General features: G+C 71.1%; 14 protein-coding genes. 13 read left to right on the top strand and 1 reads right to left on the bottom strand.

Annotated features, from left to right (window positions below):
* Positions 1-28 precede the first annotated feature (28 nt).
* Positions 29-1,483 (bottom strand): cation:proton antiporter, encoded by a 1,455-nt coding sequence (locus DEI82_RS06530; protein ID WP_220037241.1) that lies wholly within the window; start codon positions 1,481-1,483, stop codon positions 29-31.
* 325 nt (positions 1,484-1,808) lie between these two features.
* Between DEI82_RS06530 and DEI82_RS06525 the strand changes: the two genes are divergently transcribed.
* The 13 genes from DEI82_RS06525 to DEI82_RS06465 all read left to right on the top strand — a co-directional run bounded on the left by DEI82_RS06525 (position 1,809) and on the right by DEI82_RS06465 (position 16,709).
* The gene (locus DEI82_RS06525; RefSeq protein WP_375334613.1) at positions 1,809-3,236 is read left to right on the top strand and encodes an aldehyde dehydrogenase family protein; all 1,428 of its coding nucleotides are present in this window, start codon (positions 1,809-1,811) and stop codon (positions 3,234-3,236) included.
* A complete protein-coding gene (gene rfaE2, locus DEI82_RS06520; RefSeq protein WP_111036183.1) occupies positions 3,233-4,786 on the top strand; it encodes a D-glycero-beta-D-manno-heptose 1-phosphate adenylyltransferase in 1,554 nt (517 codons plus the stop codon). The genes DEI82_RS06525 and rfaE2 overlap by 4 nt, the downstream gene beginning before the upstream one ends.
* Positions 4,783-5,688, top strand: a complete 906-nt coding sequence (locus tag DEI82_RS06515) for a glycosyltransferase family 2 protein (RefSeq protein WP_111010664.1) — start codon at positions 4,783-4,785, stop codon at positions 5,686-5,688. Before rfaE2 ends, DEI82_RS06515 begins: the two co-directional genes overlap by 4 nt.
* Positions 5,689-5,765: 77 nt before the next feature.
* Positions 5,766-5,960 carry a DUF2795 domain-containing protein gene (locus tag DEI82_RS06510; protein WP_111010710.1) on the top strand — a complete coding sequence of 65 codons (195 nt, stop codon included), beginning with the start codon at positions 5,766-5,768 and terminating at the stop codon, positions 5,958-5,960.
* Positions 5,961-6,101: 141 nt separating this feature from the next.
* On the top strand, positions 6,102-6,542 hold the full coding sequence (locus DEI82_RS06505) for a MarR family winged helix-turn-helix transcriptional regulator (protein ID WP_111036181.1): 441 nt from the start codon (positions 6,102-6,104) through the stop codon (positions 6,540-6,542).
* Positions 6,543-6,688: 146 nt separating this feature from the next.
* A complete protein-coding gene (locus tag DEI82_RS06500; RefSeq protein ID WP_111036179.1) occupies positions 6,689-7,333 on the top strand; it encodes an MBL fold metallo-hydrolase in 645 nt (214 codons plus the stop codon).
* Between the two features lie 64 nt (positions 7,334-7,397).
* On the top strand, positions 7,398-8,075 hold the full coding sequence (locus DEI82_RS06495; RefSeq protein WP_111010670.1) for an HAD family hydrolase: 678 nt from the start codon (positions 7,398-7,400) through the stop codon (positions 8,073-8,075).
* Positions 8,076-8,079: 4 nt separating this feature from the next.
* A complete protein-coding gene (locus tag DEI82_RS06490) occupies positions 8,080-8,562 on the top strand; it encodes a DUF2382 domain-containing protein (RefSeq protein ID WP_181435125.1) in 483 nt (160 codons plus the stop codon).
* A 49-nt stretch (positions 8,563-8,611) separates the two neighbouring features.
* Positions 8,612-9,100, top strand: coding sequence for a GNAT family N-acetyltransferase (locus tag DEI82_RS06485; protein ID WP_258371988.1), 489 nt, complete (start codon positions 8,612-8,614; stop codon positions 9,098-9,100).
* Between the two features lie 8 nt (positions 9,101-9,108).
* Positions 9,109-10,098, top strand: a complete 990-nt coding sequence (locus DEI82_RS06480) for a nucleoside hydrolase (RefSeq protein ID WP_111036176.1) — start codon at positions 9,109-9,111, stop codon at positions 10,096-10,098.
* Between the two features lie 59 nt (positions 10,099-10,157).
* On the top strand, positions 10,158-11,090 hold the full coding sequence (locus tag DEI82_RS06475) for a ribokinase (RefSeq protein ID WP_111036331.1): 933 nt from the start codon (positions 10,158-10,160) through the stop codon (positions 11,088-11,090).
* A 58-nt stretch (positions 11,091-11,148) separates the two neighbouring features.
* Positions 11,149-12,111 carry an SDR family NAD(P)-dependent oxidoreductase gene (locus DEI82_RS06470; protein WP_111036175.1) on the top strand — a complete coding sequence of 321 codons (963 nt, stop codon included), beginning with the start codon at positions 11,149-11,151 and terminating at the stop codon, positions 12,109-12,111.
* A 332-nt stretch (positions 12,112-12,443) separates the two neighbouring features.
* Positions 12,444-16,709 carry an RHS repeat-associated core domain-containing protein gene (locus DEI82_RS06465; protein ID WP_146242849.1) on the top strand — a complete coding sequence of 1,422 codons (4,266 nt, stop codon included), beginning with the start codon at positions 12,444-12,446 and terminating at the stop codon, positions 16,707-16,709.
* Positions 16,710-17,292 lie beyond the last annotated feature (583 nt).

Below are 17,292 nucleotides of genomic sequence, written 5' to 3'. Positions count from 1 at the left end.
GCCGCACCGTGCGCGGGTGGTCTCCCGCTCAGGGCGCGTCGAACAGCCGATCCAGACCGCCCTCGTCGTCCGCGAGGGCGAGGACCTCGTCACCCTCGTGCAGGACGGTGTCCCGCCGCAGCCGGATGAGCCGACCCTGCCGACGCACGACGCTGATCCAGCCGTCCTCGCCGTCGAGGAGCTCGTCGACGCGGCGACCGTCCGCCTCGGACCCGTGCTGGACGACATGGCGGTGCAGTCCCTCCGGTTCCGCCGTCAGACGCATGCCGACCGCGAAGGGCTCCGGCTCGCGCACCCGCATCGGGATGTAGAAGCGCCGGGCGAAGAACGGGACGAGACCGCCCTGCAGCACCACCGAGCACACCACCACGACGAAGATGATGCCGAACAGCCGGTCCGCGTGTGCCACGCCCGAGGCGAGGATCGAGAGTCCGAGCAGGATCGGCACGGCCCCCTTGAGTCCCGCCCACAGCACGAATGCGCGCTCACCCCACCGCAGGCGCAGGGGGAGGGTCAGCGCACCGACGAACAGCGGCCGGACGACGAGGATCAACAGGGCCGCGATGAGGAGCCCCGGCAGGAGGACATCGGGTCGGACGACCGCGGCCACGTCGGTGCTCAGGCCGAGCAGGGTGAACACGACGATCTCCGCCAGGTTCGAGAACCCCGAGCTGAACCGGTCTATCTCGCGCTTGAACGGCGCGCGGACGTCGCCGATCAGGATGCCGGCGAGGAACACGGCGAGGAACCCGGACCCGTGCAGGAGCGTGCCCACCGCGTAGAGCACGACCGCGAATGCGAGTGTCCAGATCGAGTGCAGCGCCTCGTTCGGCAACGCGAGGCGCTGCAGGGCCCACCGGAGCGTCAGGCCGCCGAGGACGCCCACGGCCGTGCCGATCAGGAGTTGCAGCACGAACGTCAGGAGGCCCTGGGTCACCGCGTCGAGGCCGGCACCGGTCGCGGCGAGCAGGCTGACCATCAACGCGATGCCGACCGGGTCGTTCGCGCCGGACTCACCCTCGAGGATCGTGCCGGAGCGGCCCGAGATCTCGCGCTTGCCGAGCACGGAGAACACGACCGCGGGATCGGTGGGGGCGAGTGCGGCCCCGAGCAGCAACGACTGCTGCCACGGGAGCTCGAGCAGGAGGTGTCCAGCGAGCGCGACCCCCGCCGCGGTCACGGCGGTCCCCGCGACCCCGAGCCAGGTGATGGGGCCGAGCGAGTTCCGGAACCGGGACCAGCCGATGTGCATGCCGCCGTCGAAGAGGATGAAGACCAGCGCGACGCTGACGACGTGTTCGTCGAGCACGCGCGGAACGGTCTCGAGCACGGGGAAGAAGGACGACGCCGCGACCGCGGCGATGAGGAACAGCGCGGGCGACGGGACGCGGATGAGCGTGCTGAGGCGACTCGAGACGACGGCCGCGACCGCGGCGAGCCCGGCGAGCCCGACCGCCAGGGTGAACGCGTCGTCCGCGCTCACGGGCAGCGCTCGGCTCGTGGGGCGAGTGACATGGGATCTCCTCGGGAGGGTCGGTCGACGGATCGCCGACCAGTCTTCCCGGCACACCTCACGCGAACGCCCGTCCACCGTACTCCTCGCCCGCGCACCCGCCGGATGCGGACTCCAGGGCGGGCCGTGGTCGGGGGACAGGCGAGCCGAAGGGAGGCCGCGATGGCGGACAGTCCCGGGACGGAGGAGCAGTGTGGGTACGTGCGGACCGATGCCCGCGCGCGTCGACGATGACGGAACGCCCATGACCGTGCCCTCGGCCGGTCGTCCCCCTGACAGAGGAGCACCCTTGGCCCTGGACACCGCGATCGCCCCCTCCGAGCCCACCGTCGAGGACAGCCTCGCGCCCCGCGTGATCGAGGTGACCAACCCGCGCGACGGCAGCACCGCCTCCCGGGTCGAGGTCGCGAGCCCGGCGGAGATCGAGCAGGCGGTCGTGCGGGCGCGGACGGCGTTCGCGACCTGGTCCCGCACGGCGCCGGGGCAGCGTGGGGCGGTCCTCAAGGCCGCAGCGCTGCACCTGCAGGAGCGTGCCGAGGAACTCGCGGCGCTCAACACCCGCGAGACCGGCAAGGTCCCCGGTGACGCCCTCGGCGGTGTCCAGGCCGGCATCGACACGCTGATCCAGTACGCGGAGCTCGGCCCGCTGCACCGTGGCGAGGTCCTGCGGGGCTCGTTCGGCGCGACGGACACCGCCAAGCCGCACCCCCGCGGCGTGGTCCTCGCGCTGACGCCCTGGAACGACCCGGTCGCCGTCGCGTGCGGGATCCTCGGTGCCGCGATCGTCTCCGGTGACACCGTCGTGCACAAGGGGAGCGAGCGCTGCCCGGCCACGGCGGCCCTCCTCAACGAGATCCTGGCCGAGGCGCTGCCCGAGGGCGTCCTCGTCGGCATCACGGGTGACGCGGCGACGGGGGAGGCGCTGCTCGCCGAGCCCGGCATCGACGTCTACGCGCACGTCGGCTCGACCGCGACGGGTGACGTCCTCGCCGAGATGGCCCTGCGCACCCGTGCCCACGTCATCCGCGAGAACGGCGGGAACGACGCGCTCGTGGTCGACGACGACGTCGACCCGGCGTGGGCCGCCGGTCAGGCCGCGCTCGGCGCGTTCGCCAACACCGGCCAGATCTGCACGAGCGTCGAGCGCGTGTACGTCCTCCGCGAGGTCGCGGACGCGTTCGTCACCGCGCTCGTCGCCGAGGCCGAGGCGAAGACCGCCGCTGACGCCGACGGCTACGGCCCCCTGGTCGACAAGCGGATGCGCAACGTGGTCCAGTCGCACGTCGACGACGCGGTCGCCAAGGGCGCCCGGGTCCTCACCGGCGGCAGCATCCCCGACGGCGCCGGCACGTTCTACCCCGCGACGGTGCTCGTCGACTGCACGCCCGACATGCTCGTCATGCACGAGGAGACCTTCGGCCCGATCGCGCCCGTGCAGGTCGTTGACGACTTCGACGAGGCACTGCGCCTCGCCGCCGACGACCGCTACGGCCTCGCCGCGACGGTCCTGACGAACGACATGGAGCACGCGCTCCGCGCCGGCGACGAGCTCCCGGTCGGCACCGTCAAGGTGAACGCCGTGTTCGGAGGCGCTCCGGGCGGCAGCGCCCAGCCGCGCGGTGCGTCGGGTGCCGGCTTCGGGTACGGCCCGCACCTGCTCGACGAGATGACGACGACCACGGTCGTGCACCTCGAATCGGCGCCGCGCCGGAGCGACCGGTGAGTGGGGACCTCCGCGTCGTCCGGGAGGTCGTGGACCGCACCCGGGACCGGCGACCGCTCGTCGTCGTGGTCGGGGACGTCATCCTCGACCGCTGGAGCGTCGGTGAGGCCGAGCGGGTGAGCCGGGAGGCCCCGGCCCCCGTCGTGCGCGTCACCGAGGTCATCGACGTGCCCGGTGGTGCCGCGAACACCGCCGTGAACGCGCGGGCGCTCGGCGCGGAGGTCCGCATGGTCGGCCTGATCGGCGACGACGAGGCCGGGAGGATCCTCCGCGCCCGGCTGGCGGCCGACGGTGTCGACGTGTCCGGTCTGGTGCCCGTCTCGCATGGCGTCACGACCTCGAAGGCCCGGGTCGTCGGCGGCGACCGGATCCTCGTCCGCGTCGACGAGATCGCCGATCCCCCGACCGAGCAGGACACGATCGCCCTCGCCCGGGCCGTGACCGCCGGCATCCGCGGTGCCGACGCGGTCGTGGTGTGCGACTACGGGCTCGGGACGACCCCGGAGGCCGTGGTCCCCGCGGTGCTGCGCGACCGTCCGGCCGCCGTGGTCGTCGACGCGCACGACCTCGGCCGCTGGCACGACCTGCACCCCGACCTCGTGACGCCGAACTGTGGCGAGGCCGAGCAGCTCCTCGGCCGTTCCCTCGGGCAGGGGTCCGCACGCCCCGCGGTCGTCGAGGGCCTCCGCGACGCCGTCCTCGCCGTGAGCGGTGCCCGGAACGCCATCGTCACGCTCGACAAGGACGGCACCGTGCTGTTGCCCGGCGACACCGCCGCTGACACCACCCCGGTCCGCACCCGCGCGACGCCGGCGTCCGAGCAGCAGGCGTCCGGCGCCGGCGACACGTTCTGTGCGGCCGTGTCCGTCGCGCTCGCCACGGGGACGCCCCTCGCCGACGCCGCCCGGTTCGCCCAGGCCGCCGCCGACGTCGTCGTCCGCGAGGCCGGCACCTCGATCTGCACCGCCGAGGCCCTGGTCGCCTCGGTCTCCGCCCCGGCCGACACGATCGTCGACCACGACGACCTGGCCGACGCCGTCGCCGCCGCCCGGGCCGCGGGCCGCCGCGTCGTGTTCACGAACGGCTGCTTCGACGTCGTGCACCGCGGTCACACCTCGTACCTGCGGCAGGCCCGTGAGCTCGGCGACCTGCTCGTCGTCGCGGTGAACGACGACGACTCGGTCCGCCGGCTCAAGGGGCCGGAGCGGCCGATCAACACGGCGGAGGACCGTGCGGGCGTCCTCGCGGCCCTCGCGTCGGTCGACCTGGTCACCGTGTTCCCGACCGACACCCCCGTGCCGCTCATCGAGCGCTTGCAGCCCGACGTCTACGTCAAGGGCGGCGACTACTCGCCCGAGATGCTCACCGAGACCGAGGTCGTCCGTGCCTACGGTGGCGAGGTCGTCATGGTCGACTACGTCGCCGAGCACTCGACGACCGACGTCGTCCGCCGCATCCGCGAGTCCGCGCGAGCGGCCGCCGAGCGCGCCGCGGCCGAGACGGTCACCGACGCGGACGACGCCACCACGGCGACGGAGGCGACCCCGTGACGGCCGCACGCTGGTCGGGCGAGTGGGGACGGGCCTCCCGGCCGGCACCGGAGCCCGTGGTCGACGTGCTCGTGCCGACCGCCGGACGGGTCACCGAGCTCGCCACGACGCTCGCCGGGCTCGCCGGGCAGGACGAGCCGACGTTCCGGCTCGTCCTCAGCGACCAGTCGGTCGACGGTGCGCCGCTCGCCGACCCGAGCGTGCAGGCGATGCTCCGCGTCCTGGAGGCCCAGGGCCGCCAGCCGCTCGTCCTGCGGCACCCCGAGCGGCACGGGCTCGCCGAGCACCGGCAGTTCCTGCTCGAGCACGCGACCGCGCCGTACGTGCTGTTCCTCGACGACGACGTGTGGCTCGAGCGCGACTCGATCGCCCGCATGCTGGACGCGATCCGGCAGCTCGGCTGCGGGTTCGTCGGGTCCGCGGTGCAGGGGCTGTCGTACCTCGACGACCGGCGACCGCACCAGCAGACGACGTTCGAGCGGTGGGACGGGCCGGTCGTGCCGGAGGTCATCCGGCGCGGCACGCCCGGCCACGATCGCTGGCAGCTCCACAACGCCGCGAACCTCGCCCACATCGCCGCGGACCTCGACGTCCCGCACGGCGGATGGGTGCCCTACCGGGTCGCGTGGGTGGGTGCGTGCGTGCTGTACGACCGCGCGGTGCTCCTCGACGCGGGCGGCTTCGACTTCTGGCGGGAACTCCCGACGGGCCACGCGGGCGAGGACGTCGTCGCGCAGTGGCGCGTGATGGAGCGCGCGGGCGGCGTCGGCATCGTGCCGTCGGGCGCCGTGCACCTCGAGTCCCCGACGACCGTGACGGACCGGTCGGTCGACGCGCCGGACGTCCTCCTCCCTCCGATCGACGCCGAGCAGGCGCTCGGTGTCGGACGACGGGAGCCCTGAGCCGCACCCGGTCCCTCCCGGGTGACGAACGGGTGGTCGTCCGACCATCCGGTGGAACGAACGACGAGGAGAACCCCATGGCAACGCCGAACCCGATCCAGATCCAGAAGTTCCTGAGCGGGATCGACTACCCCGCCTCGAAGGACACCATCGTCTCGACGGCCGAGAAGGAGGGCGCCGACGACGACGTGCTCAACGCCCTCAAGCAGATCCCGGACCAGGAGTACGACGCGCCGACCGCCGTGTCGAGCGCGGTGTCGGACGTCGACTGAGGCCGGTCCGCTCCGCGAGGGTGCACGACGCGCCGCTGCCGCTCATGGCGTGCGGCGGGTCGTGCACCCTCGTCGTTGCGGTGGCGGCGGGTCGTGCACCCTCGTCGCGCCGTGGTCGTCGGGCGCAGTACCGTCGGACCCATGGACCGGACCGACGACCGCACCGAGGAGCTCGCGGAGCGCCTCCGGGCGGCGATCGGGACCCTTGTCCGCATCGGTCGGGGTCGCGCCGACACGCTCTCGCCGGCCCACGCGGCCACCCTCGGTCACCTCGACCGTGAGGGTCCGATGACGACGGCCGACCTGGCGCGGCGCCGCGGCGTCCGCCACCAGGGCCAGAGCCGTACCGTCATCGAACTGGAGGCCCTGGGTCACGTCGTGCGCACCGCCAGCGCGACCGATGCGCGTGCGTCGGTCATCGGCATCACGGAAGCCGGACGGCTCGCGCTCACCGCGGACCGTCGGGCACGGACGTCGTGGATGGCGCGGGCGATCGACGCCGAGCTCGACCCGGACGAGCGGGCTGCGCTCGAGCGGATGCCCGAACTCCTCGCCCGCATCGCGCAGCACACCGACGGCTGACCCGGCGGCCCCGTCCGCCTCCCCTCTGCGAGATCGCAGTCGTCGCCGCTTGGACGGTTGCCAGAACGGCGACGACTGCGATCTCGCGGGAGGAAGGTGTACAACCTGGTTGTACACTTGACCGACGCCAACGACCAGGAGGACCCATGCGGCTCACGAAGTACAACCACGCGACCGTCGTGCTCGAGCAGGACGACGTGACGATCGTCATCGATCCCGGGACGTTCACGCCCGAGTCCGCCGAGCTCGTGCGCGGCGCGACGGCGGTGCTCGTCACGCACGAGCACTTCGACCACCTCGACACCGACGCCCTCCGTGCCGGACTCGACGCCGCCCCGGAGCTCCGCGCCTACGTGCCCGAGGGTGTCGCGGACCAGATCGGCGGCGACCACGACGGCCGGGTCGTGACGGTCGGCGCGGGCGACACGTTCACCGTGGGCACCGTCGAGGTGCGGGTGTTCGGCGAGACCCACGCCGTCATCCACCCGGACATCCCGACGATCCCGAACGTCGGGTACCTCGTCGACGGCATCGTCTTCCACCCGGGCGACGCCTACCTCGTGCCCGGGGTCGCCGTGCCGACGCTGCTCATGCCGACGAGCGGCCCGTGGTCGCACATGCAGGAGGCCGTCGACTACGTCCGCGAGGTCCGTCCCGAGCGCGCCATCCAGATCCACGAGCTGCTCCTCAGCGAGCCCGGGCAGCAGTCGACCGTGCAGTTCCTCGGTGCGGACGGCCTCGGCGGCGTGCCGATGTCGATCCTCCCGGTCGGCGAGTCGGTCGAACTCTGACCGGGGGACGACGAGCCTGAGGACACTGACGACGGGGACGACGGTCGAGGAGTTGGCTCGGAGCATGACCGACGACCCCACGACCGCCGTCCTCTTCGACATCGACGGCACGCTCGCCGACTCGAACTACCCCCACGTGGACGCCTGGTGGCGTGCCTTCCACGCCGCGGGGCAGCCCGTCGACGCCTGGCGCATCCACCGCTGCATCGGCATGGACTCGTCGAGCCTCCTCGAAGAGCTCGTGGGCTCCGCGGACTCGGACGTCGCGAAGCAGGCGAAGGAGTTCCACACGGCGTACTACCGGGAGCACTTCCAGGAGCTCCACATCCTGCCCGGCGTGCACGATCTGCTCGAGGAGGTCGCCCGCCGCGGGCACAAGGTCGTCCTCGCGACGAGCGCGCCCGAGGCCGAGCTCGCCATCCTCCGCGAGCTCCTGCAGATCGAGGACACGATCGAGGTCGTGACGAGCGGCGGTGACGTCGAGCAGGCGAAGCCGGACCCCGGGATCATCCAGCTCGCGCTCGAGCGCTCCGGGGCCGATCCCGACCACGCCATCATGGTCGGTGACTCCAAGTGGGACGTCATCGCCGCGGGCCGGGCCGGCGTCGCCGCGATCGGCGTGCTGTCCGGCGGCATCTCCGAGGCGGAGCTCCGTGAGGCCGGGGCCGTGGCCGTGTTCGACGACCCGGCCGCGATCCTCGCCGGGATCGACGACAGCCCCATCGGACAGCTGGGAGCGTGACGACGTGACCGATGTCGACGCAACGCCGTACCCGGACGACCAGGACTCCATCGACGCGACCTCCCTCGCGGGACGTGCGGACCGCATCCTCGACCCGGGCGCTGACGACGTCGCCGTGACCCGGTCGGAGGAGCGACTCGTCGTGCGCACGGATGCCGTGCCGGTGCGCCGCGTGCGGATCCGGAAGGTGATCGTGTCCGAGGAGCGGACCGTCACCGTCACCGTGCGGCGTGAGGAACTCCGTGTGGAGGAGGAGCCGCTCGACGGGATCGACGTCGTCGACCCGGGCACGGTCCTCCCGATCGGCTCCGCCGACGCGATCGAGCTGGTGTTGCACGAGGAGCAGGTGGAGGTCGTCACCCGCGTCGTCCCCGTGGAGCGCGTGCGCGTGGTCACGGACGTGGTGACCGAGCAGCGGTCGATCACCGAGACCGTCGGGCACGAGGAGGTCGACGTCGTCGACGAGGACCTGACCGACCGGCAGTGAGCGGCGTGCGGGTCGGGAGGGCCGCCCGCACCTGCGAGGATGGTCCGTCGTGATCACCATCGAACGCGTCGCGTGGGAGGACCCGCGGGCCGTCGCGCTCCGCGCCGCCATGGACGACGACATGCACGCCCGGTACGGGGTCGGTGACGGCACCGAGGACCCGGCGCGCGCCGCCGAGCGGGAGCGTGCCCTCCACGTCGACCCAGAGACGGTCGTCGCGGCGATCCTCGCGGTCGACGAGCGCGGCGAGGCCGTCGGGCACATCGCGGTGCGGTGGCTCGGGGACGAGCTCGAGCTCAAGCGCTTGATCGTGCTCGCGGCGGCGCGCGGGCAGGGTGCCGCCACGGCCCTCCTGGCCGAGTCGGAGGCCGTCGGACGCGAGGTCGGCGCACACCGGCTCGTCCTGCAGACCGGTGACAAGCAGCCCGAGGCCGTCGCCCTGTACGACAAGACCGGCTGGCGTCGGATCCCGATCTACTGGGGTCCGTACGCGCGCACGATGCCGTTCTCGATCTGCTTCGACAAGCAGCTGGACTGAGGACGGCCATGCCCCAGAAGATCATCCTCGACTGCGACCCGGGCCACGACGACGCCGTGGCGATCCTGCTCGCCCACGGCAGCCCCGAGATCGAGCTGCTCGCCGTGACCACCGTCGTCGGCAACCAGACGCTCGCCAAGGTGACGCGGAACGCGCTCGCCGTCGCGCGGATCGCCGGGATCACCGACGTGCCGTTCGCGGCGGGCGCGGACCGGCCGCTCGTCCGGACCATCGAGCACGCCGCGGACATCCACGGGGAGTCCGGGCTCGACGGGCCCGTCCTCCCCGAACCGTCGATCGAGCTCGACCCCCGGCACGCCGTCGATCTCATCATCGACACCGTCATGGCGCACGAGCCGGGCACGATCACGCTCGTGCCGGTCGGTGGTCTGACGAACATCGCGCTCGCCGTCCGCAAGGAGCCGCGGATCGTCGAGCGGGTCCAGCGGGTCGTCCTCATGGGCGGCGGCGTCCACGTCGGCAACATGACCCCCGTCGCCGAGTTCAACATCGCGATCGACCCCGAGGCCGCGCAGATCGTGTTCACGGCGGGCTGGGACGTCGTCATGGTCGGGCTCGACCTCACCCACCAGGCGCTCGCGACCCCCGACGTCGTCGCGCGCATCGCGGCACTCGGCACCGGGCCGGCTCGGTTCGTCGACGAGCTCATGGGGTTCTTCGCCGACGCGTACCGCGACGTGCAGGGGTTCGACGCCCCACCCGTGCACGACCCCTGCGCGGTCGCGCACGTCATCGACCCGACGATCGTCCGGGCCGTGCGGATGCCCATCGCCGTCGAGACCACCGGCACCCTGACCACCGGCATGACCGTCGCCGACCTGCGAGCGCCGGCGCCCGAGGACTGCCGGACCTCCGCCGCGCTCGAGCTCGACCGCGACCGGTTCTGGGACCTCGTCGTCGACGCACTCGAGCGGATCGGCGAGGGCGGCGTGGGGGCCGCGGACCCGGTCGGCGTCGCCGACGGGATGGACGCGTGACGGGCCTCCCGGCCGACGGGGCGGACACGGTCGGCACCGCTGCTCCGGATCGGGACGTCCTGGAGGCCCGCGGCCGCGTCGTCGTGGTCGGCTCGCTCAACGCGGACCTGGTCGTCCGGACCGCGCGGTTCCCCCGCGCGGGCGAGACCCTCCACGGCGAGGACCTGCGGATCCTGCCCGGCGGCAAGAGCGCCAACCAGGCCGTCGCGGCCGGTCGGCTCGGCGGCGACGTCGCCCTCGTCGGCGCCGTGGGCGACGACGCGAACGGCCAGCTCCTGCGCGGTGCCGTGGCCGACGCCGGCGTGGACGTCGCCGGTGTGCGCGTGCTCGAGGGCAGCGCGACCGGCACCGCGGTCATCACCGTGGACGCCGCCGGCGAGAACACCATCGTCGTCTCGCCCGGGGCGAACGGGCGGCTGTCCGCCGCCGACGTCGACGCCGCCCACGGGGCGTTCGCGGGCGCGGCCGTGCTCGGACTCTGCCTCGAGGTCGACATGGAGGTCGTACTCGCGGCCGCCCGCCGTGCCCACGCCGCTGGGACCACGGTCGTGACGAACCTGTCGCCGTTCGGGCCCGTGCCCGAGGAACTCCTCGCGCTGACCGACGTGCTGCTCGTCAACGAGCACGAGGCCGCGCAGCTCGTGGCGCCGGCGGGAGGCGCCGCGGCGGACGTCGGGCGGCTCGCGGGCCTCCTGGCCGATCGCGGGGTCGACCGCGCAGTCGTGACCACCGGGAGTGCCGGGTGCGTCGTGCTCGACCGCGGCGCGGAACCCGTCCGCGTGCCGTCCGTCCGCGTCGACCCCGTCGACACGACGGGCTGTGGCGACGCGTTCACCGGCGCACTGGCGATGCGGCTGGCGGCCGGAGACGACCTCGTGACCGCTGCTCGGTTCGCGGTCGTGGTCGGCGCGTTCGCCGCCACCCGGCTCGGCGCGCAGTCGTCCTACCCGACACCGGAGGAGCTCGACACGTTCCTGGCCGATCACGCCTGAGGCCGCGTTGTCCCCCGGGCGCTCAGGCGACCCCAGCCGGCTCGCGTAGACGTGCGGCATGACATCCAGGTTCCGGGGACAGGTCGTCGTGATCACCGGGGCGTCGAGCGGCATCGGCCGCGCGACCGCCCACGCCTTCGCCGAGGCCGGCGCACACGTCGTGCTCGCCGCCCGGGGACGCGAGAGCCTGGAGGCCGCGGCCGAGGAGTGCCGGGCCCGCGGAGCCGAGGCGCTCGCCGTGCCCACCGACGTGTCCGACGCCGAGCAGGTCCGGGCGCTCGTCGCGGCGACCATCGCCCGGTTCGGGCAGATCGACGTGTTCGTCGGGAACGCCGCGCTGTTCGCGTACGGCCTGTTCGAGCAGGTGCCGGACGACGCGTTCCGCCGGGTGGTCGAGACGAACCTGTTCGGGCACGTCAACGGGATCCGGGCGGTGCTCCCGCACTTCAAGGAGCGCGGACGGGGGACCTACGTGCTCGTCGGGTCGATCCAGTCGCTCCTGTCCGCGCCCTACCAGTCGGCGTACGTGACGAGCAAGCACGCGGCGCTCGGCCTGGCGGACGTCCTCGGCGACGAGTTCCGCGGGACCGACATCCACTTCCCGATGGTGCTGCCCTCGACGATCGACACCCCGATCTACCAGCACGGCGCGAACTACACGAACCAGAACTCGCACCCCATGCCGCCGGTCGTCAGCCCGCAGCGCGTGGCCAAGGCGATCATGCGGGCCGTCGTGCGCCCGAAGCGGAACACCTACGTCGGGCTCGCGCAGGCAGCCCTCGTGCCGCTCGAGTTCGCGCTGCCGCCGCTGTTCCACGCGATCACGCGTCCGGCCGTCGAGATCTTCGCGCTCCGCGGGCACGGCGCCCCGAGCGACGGCAACCTCTACGGTCCCGATGACGCTTCGAACGCGACCGACGGCGGGTGGCGCGCGAGTGCCCGGCGGAAGTGGGTGCCCGTCGTGCTCGGCGCCGCTGCCGTCGGGGTCGTCGCGCTCGCGGGCGGTCGTTCGCGGCGCTGACCGCGGGGCCCCGCCTGGTTCGACGCTGGTAGACCCTGACCCCCGGAATGGGGGGTCATGACGATCGTTCATGTACCCGTACTGTTCGGAATGTTCTCGCTGGGACGCGCGGGGCTTGAAGGACGCGTTCGGCGATCGGGGTTCTGCCGATGGGGGCAGCCATGCGTGCGTTCGGGTCGTTGTCTGTTCGGGGTCGGTTCGGCGCAGCGTTGGCGGTGCTCATCGCGTTGGTCGCGGCGCTGTTGGTGGCGGTGACGCCCCCGGCTCCGGCACACGCGGATGCGACGGACACGGGGACTGGTGGTCGGTTCGTGGCGGCGTCGGGCCGGATCTTGGACACGCGGAGCGGGACGGGTGGGTACTCGACGGCGATGCCGGCGGGTGGGTACCGGTCGATCCAGGTGGGTGGCAAGGCGGGTGTGCCGACGTCTGGGGTGGGTGCGGTCGTGGTGAACGTCACGGCGGTGAACATGAGCCAGCAGGGTGAGGTGCGTGGCCGGCCGGATGGTTCGACGGCGTCGGCGCTGATGCTCGTCTTCGATGGCGGTGGGTTGGGGACGACGTCGAACACGGCAACGATCGCGGTCGGTGACGACGGGACGATCCAGGTCGCATCGGACGTGGTGACGGACCTCGTGATCGACGTGCAGGGCTACTACACGGCGAATGACGACGGCACCGCGGCGGGCGGGTTCGTGCCGGTTCCGGGTACGCGGATCGTGGATACGCGGAACGGGACCGGGGCGTCGAAGGCGCAGATCGCGGCGGGTAGCTCGCTGACGATCCAGGTCACCGGCAACGGTGGTGTGCCGGCGGGTGCGTCGGCGGTGGTGGCGAACTTCATCGCGATCGCGAGCGGGTCTGGTGGGTACATCACGCCCTATCCGGCGGGGACGAGCAAGCCGCAGCGGTCGCTGCAGTACGCCGCGGGAACGGCGACGTCGTTGACGGCGCAGGTCGCGCTCAGCAGCGACGGGAAGGTGACCATCGCCAATGACGTGAACGCGGTGGACGTGGCGGTGGACGTGCAGGGGTACTTCACCGCGACGAACGGCGGCGGGAGCGTGTTCACGCCCGCCGCAGGGACGATCTACGACACGCGGGTCAGCCCGAACACGGCGCTCGGTGCGCAGGAGACGCGGGCGATCCCGGTGTCGGGACAGGCCGGGGTGCCCTCGGTCGGTGCGGGTATCACGGCGGTCGCGCTGACGCTGACCGCGCTCCACGCCGCGAACAGCACCGGGAACGCGACCGTGTACGCGGACGGCGCGGCGAAGCCGGGCACCACCTCGATCAACTTCACCGGTGATTCGATCCGCTCGAACACGGTGATCGTCGTGGTCGGGTCGAACGGCAAGATCGATCTCGGCAACTACAGCGGGGACAGCACGGACTACACCATCGAGCTGCAGGGCTGGTACAACGCCTTGCCCACGGGGCCGAGCAAGACGGGCTTGACCGGTAAGCGGCCTTCGGCGACGAACCTGAGTTTCCCGATCGACGACCAGACGAGCGCGCAGGTCGACGTCGCCACCGGCAACCTCCTCATCGCCAACACCGCCCTGACCCTGCCCGGCGTGAAAGCGCCGACCAGCATCGGTGCGGCATACAACTCGCGCGGCTGGCAGAGCTCGAGCAGCGTCAGCATCGACGCGAACCGGTGGGAGTACGCACTCGACGGCGCCGGGTCGCTCTCGGCCGGCAGCACCGGCGTCATCTACACCGGCGCCGACGGCTCTACGTGGCAGTTCGCGGCGAACAGCGACGGCACTTACATCTCCGTCGCGGGCCTGCAGGCCACGCTGGTCAAGAAGTCGACCGAGTACCAGCTGACGTTCTGGACGTCGGCGCAGGTGGACCACTTCAACCTCAACGGGCAGCCCACGAGCGTCGTTGACAGCAACGGCAACACCGTGAAGATGACCTACAACGGTGCGACGCTCACCGGTGTCGTCACCAGCGCCGGGCCGAGCCTCGCACGTACCGCCGCCGTGTCCTACAGCAACGGCACCACGACGTTCACTCAGACCAACGGTTCCGCCACCCGCTCCTTGCACTACAGCAAGGACGGCAACGGGAACATCACCAGCTACACCGACGCCGACGGCGCCGTCACCAGCTTCGGCTACACCGGTCAGGACCTGACCTCGATCACGGCGCCGACCGGGGCGGTCACGACGATCACGTACGACAGCTCCGACCGCGTCACCGAGGTCGACCAGCAGAACACCTCGGCCGGTTCGCCCGGTACGTCGACGACGCGGCTGACGTACCCGTCGAGCTCGCAGACGCTGGTCGCCGGTCCGGACACGGACACGACGCAAGCGGTGTCCGCGGTGCCGCACACGACCTACACCGTGGACAGCACCAACCACCTCGTCACGACCGCGGTTGACGCGGCGGGCCGCAGCCGCTCCGCGCAGTACAGCTCCGCGAACATGGCGCCGACGAGCTCCACGGTCGGCACCGGCTCAGGCGCGGGCACCAGCAACTACCAGTACAACGCCAACAGCGGGCAGTCGCTGACGCAGGCGCAGTCGCCCGGCGGCTCGTCGAGCTCCGCGACCTACCACAACACCGGCGCGACCGCCTACCTCCCGGACACGGTCACGGACGGCGCGGGGAACACGCAGAACCTCACGTACGACGGCCAGGGCAACATCAAGACCAGCAGCTCCGGTAGCGGCAGCGATGCGGCGACCGCCACCCTGACCTACAACAGCAACGGCACGGTCGCGACCGCCCTCGCACCCGGGAACGGCTCGAACACCACGAAGTACGGGTACACCAAGCCGGACGGGACGACCGACAACCAGCTCACCACCATCACCCCCGTCACGGGCGTCGGCCTCGGCACGAAGACGTACACCTACGACGCGTACGGTCGCCTCGCGACCGCAAGCGACGGTGCCACCGGCAGCAACGGCACCGCCCGCACCCAGACGTACACGTACGACAACGACGACCGGCTCCTGAGCACCGCCTACTCGGACAGCACCCCGACCGTGACCAACCGCTACGACGGGAACGGCAACCTCCTCACCGTCACTGCGCAGTCCGGCACCCAGACCAACACCTGGGACCAGCTGAACCACATGCTGCGGACGGTGAACACCGCCGGCGGCGGAGCCGAGAACTACAGCTACGACAAGGCCGGCAACGAACTCACCTCGAGCGACTCGTTCGGCACCTACACGAACACATTCGACGCGTCCGGCGTGCTCACCAAGACCACCTACCCCGCCAACGGCGGCACGCAGGCGATCAACTACAAGACCGACCCGGAGGGACGCCGCACCGACACCTGGCTAAACGCCAACGCGGACAACAGCACCTGGGGGGTGCACCAGCAGCAGGTCTACGACACCTCTGGTCGCGTCAGCGAGATCAAGGTCTACACGGGCACCGGGAACAACGACAACAACCTCATCGAGGACACCCAGTACTGCTACAACACCGCTACCGACACCAGCTCCTGCTCCACAGCGACGAGCACCGACAACGCGAAGCTGCAGTGGACGAAGGACCTCACCGACCCCGGCCAGATGACCAAGTACAAGTACGACACCGCGGGTCGACTGCTCTCCGCGGCCGAGTCCGGCGGCAGCAACGGCAACCTGACGAACACGTACACCTACGACAGCCGCGGTAACCGCCTCTCCGACGTGCACAGCGGCGACAACACGGATGAGCAGCACCAGACGTTCAACGCCGCGAACGAAACCACCAACACCGGGTGGACGTACGACGGCGCGGGGAACCGCACCGCCACCGACTCGGGTACGTACACGTACAACGCGGCCGAGCAGATGACACAGAGCGACTTCCGCGGCACCACGACCACGTACACCTACGGCGGGTCCGACCAGAACGAGCTCCTGTCGGAGGCCACCGCCGGTGGCGACACGGCCAGCATCACCTACGGCAGGACCGATCCGCAGGGCCAGCCGGAGATCACCCAGTACGCCAAGGACTACGGCTCCGGGCACGTGTTCTCCGACCCGGTCACGGGTCAGCCGCTGCTGCTGACGAGCTCCCGCGGATCGAACAGCCTGTACCTGTACGACGGGCTCGGGAACCCGACCGCCGTGATCGCGTCCGACCCCAACAGCATCACGCCGGCGACGTACTCCTACGACCCGTACGGGCTCTACACCCTCACCGGCAGCGAAGCGGGGGCGCCGGAGGTGTACGAGAACCCCTACACGTTCAAGGGCGGCATCACCGACGACACCACCGGCCTGACGAAGTTCGGCGCCCGCTGGTACGACGACTACTACGGCACCTGGACCCAGGAAGACACCCTCGACCAGCCCCTCGACCCGAGCAACGCCAACCGGTACGCCTACGCTGGCGACGACCCCATCAATGGGACAGACCCGACCGGAGCAGCCGGCATCCCCATGAGTGGCTGCACGGCAAGTCTGCTGGGCCTAGGATTCGGTGCCATCGGGCTCGCGGGCGTCGCCGTGGCGGACGCGGCTGCAATTGTCGGGGGAGTAACGGCGCCAGCAGCAATAGGTATAACCTCTGCAGAGGTTGCGGGCGTAGGCGGTTGGGAAGTGTCGTACAACACTTGGCTTCAGAAGTGTGGCTGAAAGGAGCCCGATGCGTACAACCCTTCACGTAGCGCTGTATGTAGCGGTGGTTGCGTTCATTGGTGCTGCAGTTTTATCGCTGATAACTAGGCAAACGGTGGGGTCCATTGGATTTGGACTAGCGGCCGTTCTGCTTATCGCCTCTGAAATTTGGATTCGTAGTTCGAGGCGCAGCTGATTTCCATAGCTCAGCTGCCAATCGCAAGCCGAAGGCTGCTAGTGCTCAAGCTGAAACTCCAAAATCAGGGAATAGGCACACGCGGACCAATTGTGGAGAGACCTCTTTGCTGTCTCGGGATTTTGCGTCATGGTCGCTAGCGCTGTCTGGTATTTACGTCAAGATTCCTAAGGGTGATGGTGGCGTTGTGAGGAATCCCGTAATCGTCTTCGTCGCCGATGTCATGATCCTGGCTGCTGGATTGGCGGTACCGTGACTCAACCCTTACGCCGGCCGCTGAGAGGCTTGTAGACCTCGGCTGCGCTGGGGTTGAGGTTGGTGCGGGTTCGTTGAGTTTCTCGGAGAGCGCTTGTGTTCGCAGCGGGGCTGGACCATCAGTGGTGGGTTCTCAAAGCGTTACCAGTG

Source organism: Curtobacterium sp. MCBD17_019, from assembly GCF_003234555.1.
Classification (GTDB): domain Bacteria; phylum Actinomycetota; class Actinomycetes; order Actinomycetales; family Microbacteriaceae; genus Curtobacterium.
The sequence above is the reverse complement of the archived record's forward strand: the minus strand, read 5'-3'. Positions and strand labels throughout refer to the sequence as shown.

Excerpts from the sequence above, each read along its gene's own strand:
- DEI82_RS06510 (WP_111010710.1), top strand. The coding sequence starts at position 5,766 with ATGGCAACGCCGAACCCGATCCAGATCCAGAAGTTCCTGAGCGGGATC.
- DEI82_RS06505 (WP_111036181.1), top strand. The coding sequence starts at position 6,102 with ATGGACCGGACCGACGACCGCACCGAGGAGCTCGCGGAGCGCCTCCGG.
- DEI82_RS06500 (WP_111036179.1), top strand. The coding sequence starts at position 6,689 with ATGCGGCTCACGAAGTACAACCACGCGACCGTCGTGCTCGAGCAGGAC.
- DEI82_RS06495 (WP_111010670.1), top strand. The coding sequence starts at position 7,398 with ATGACCGACGACCCCACGACCGCCGTCCTCTTCGACATCGACGGCACG.
- DEI82_RS06480 (WP_111036176.1), top strand. The coding sequence starts at position 9,109 with ATGCCCCAGAAGATCATCCTCGACTGCGACCCGGGCCACGACGACGCC.
- DEI82_RS06470 (WP_111036175.1), top strand. The coding sequence starts at position 11,149 with ATGACATCCAGGTTCCGGGGACAGGTCGTCGTGATCACCGGGGCGTCG.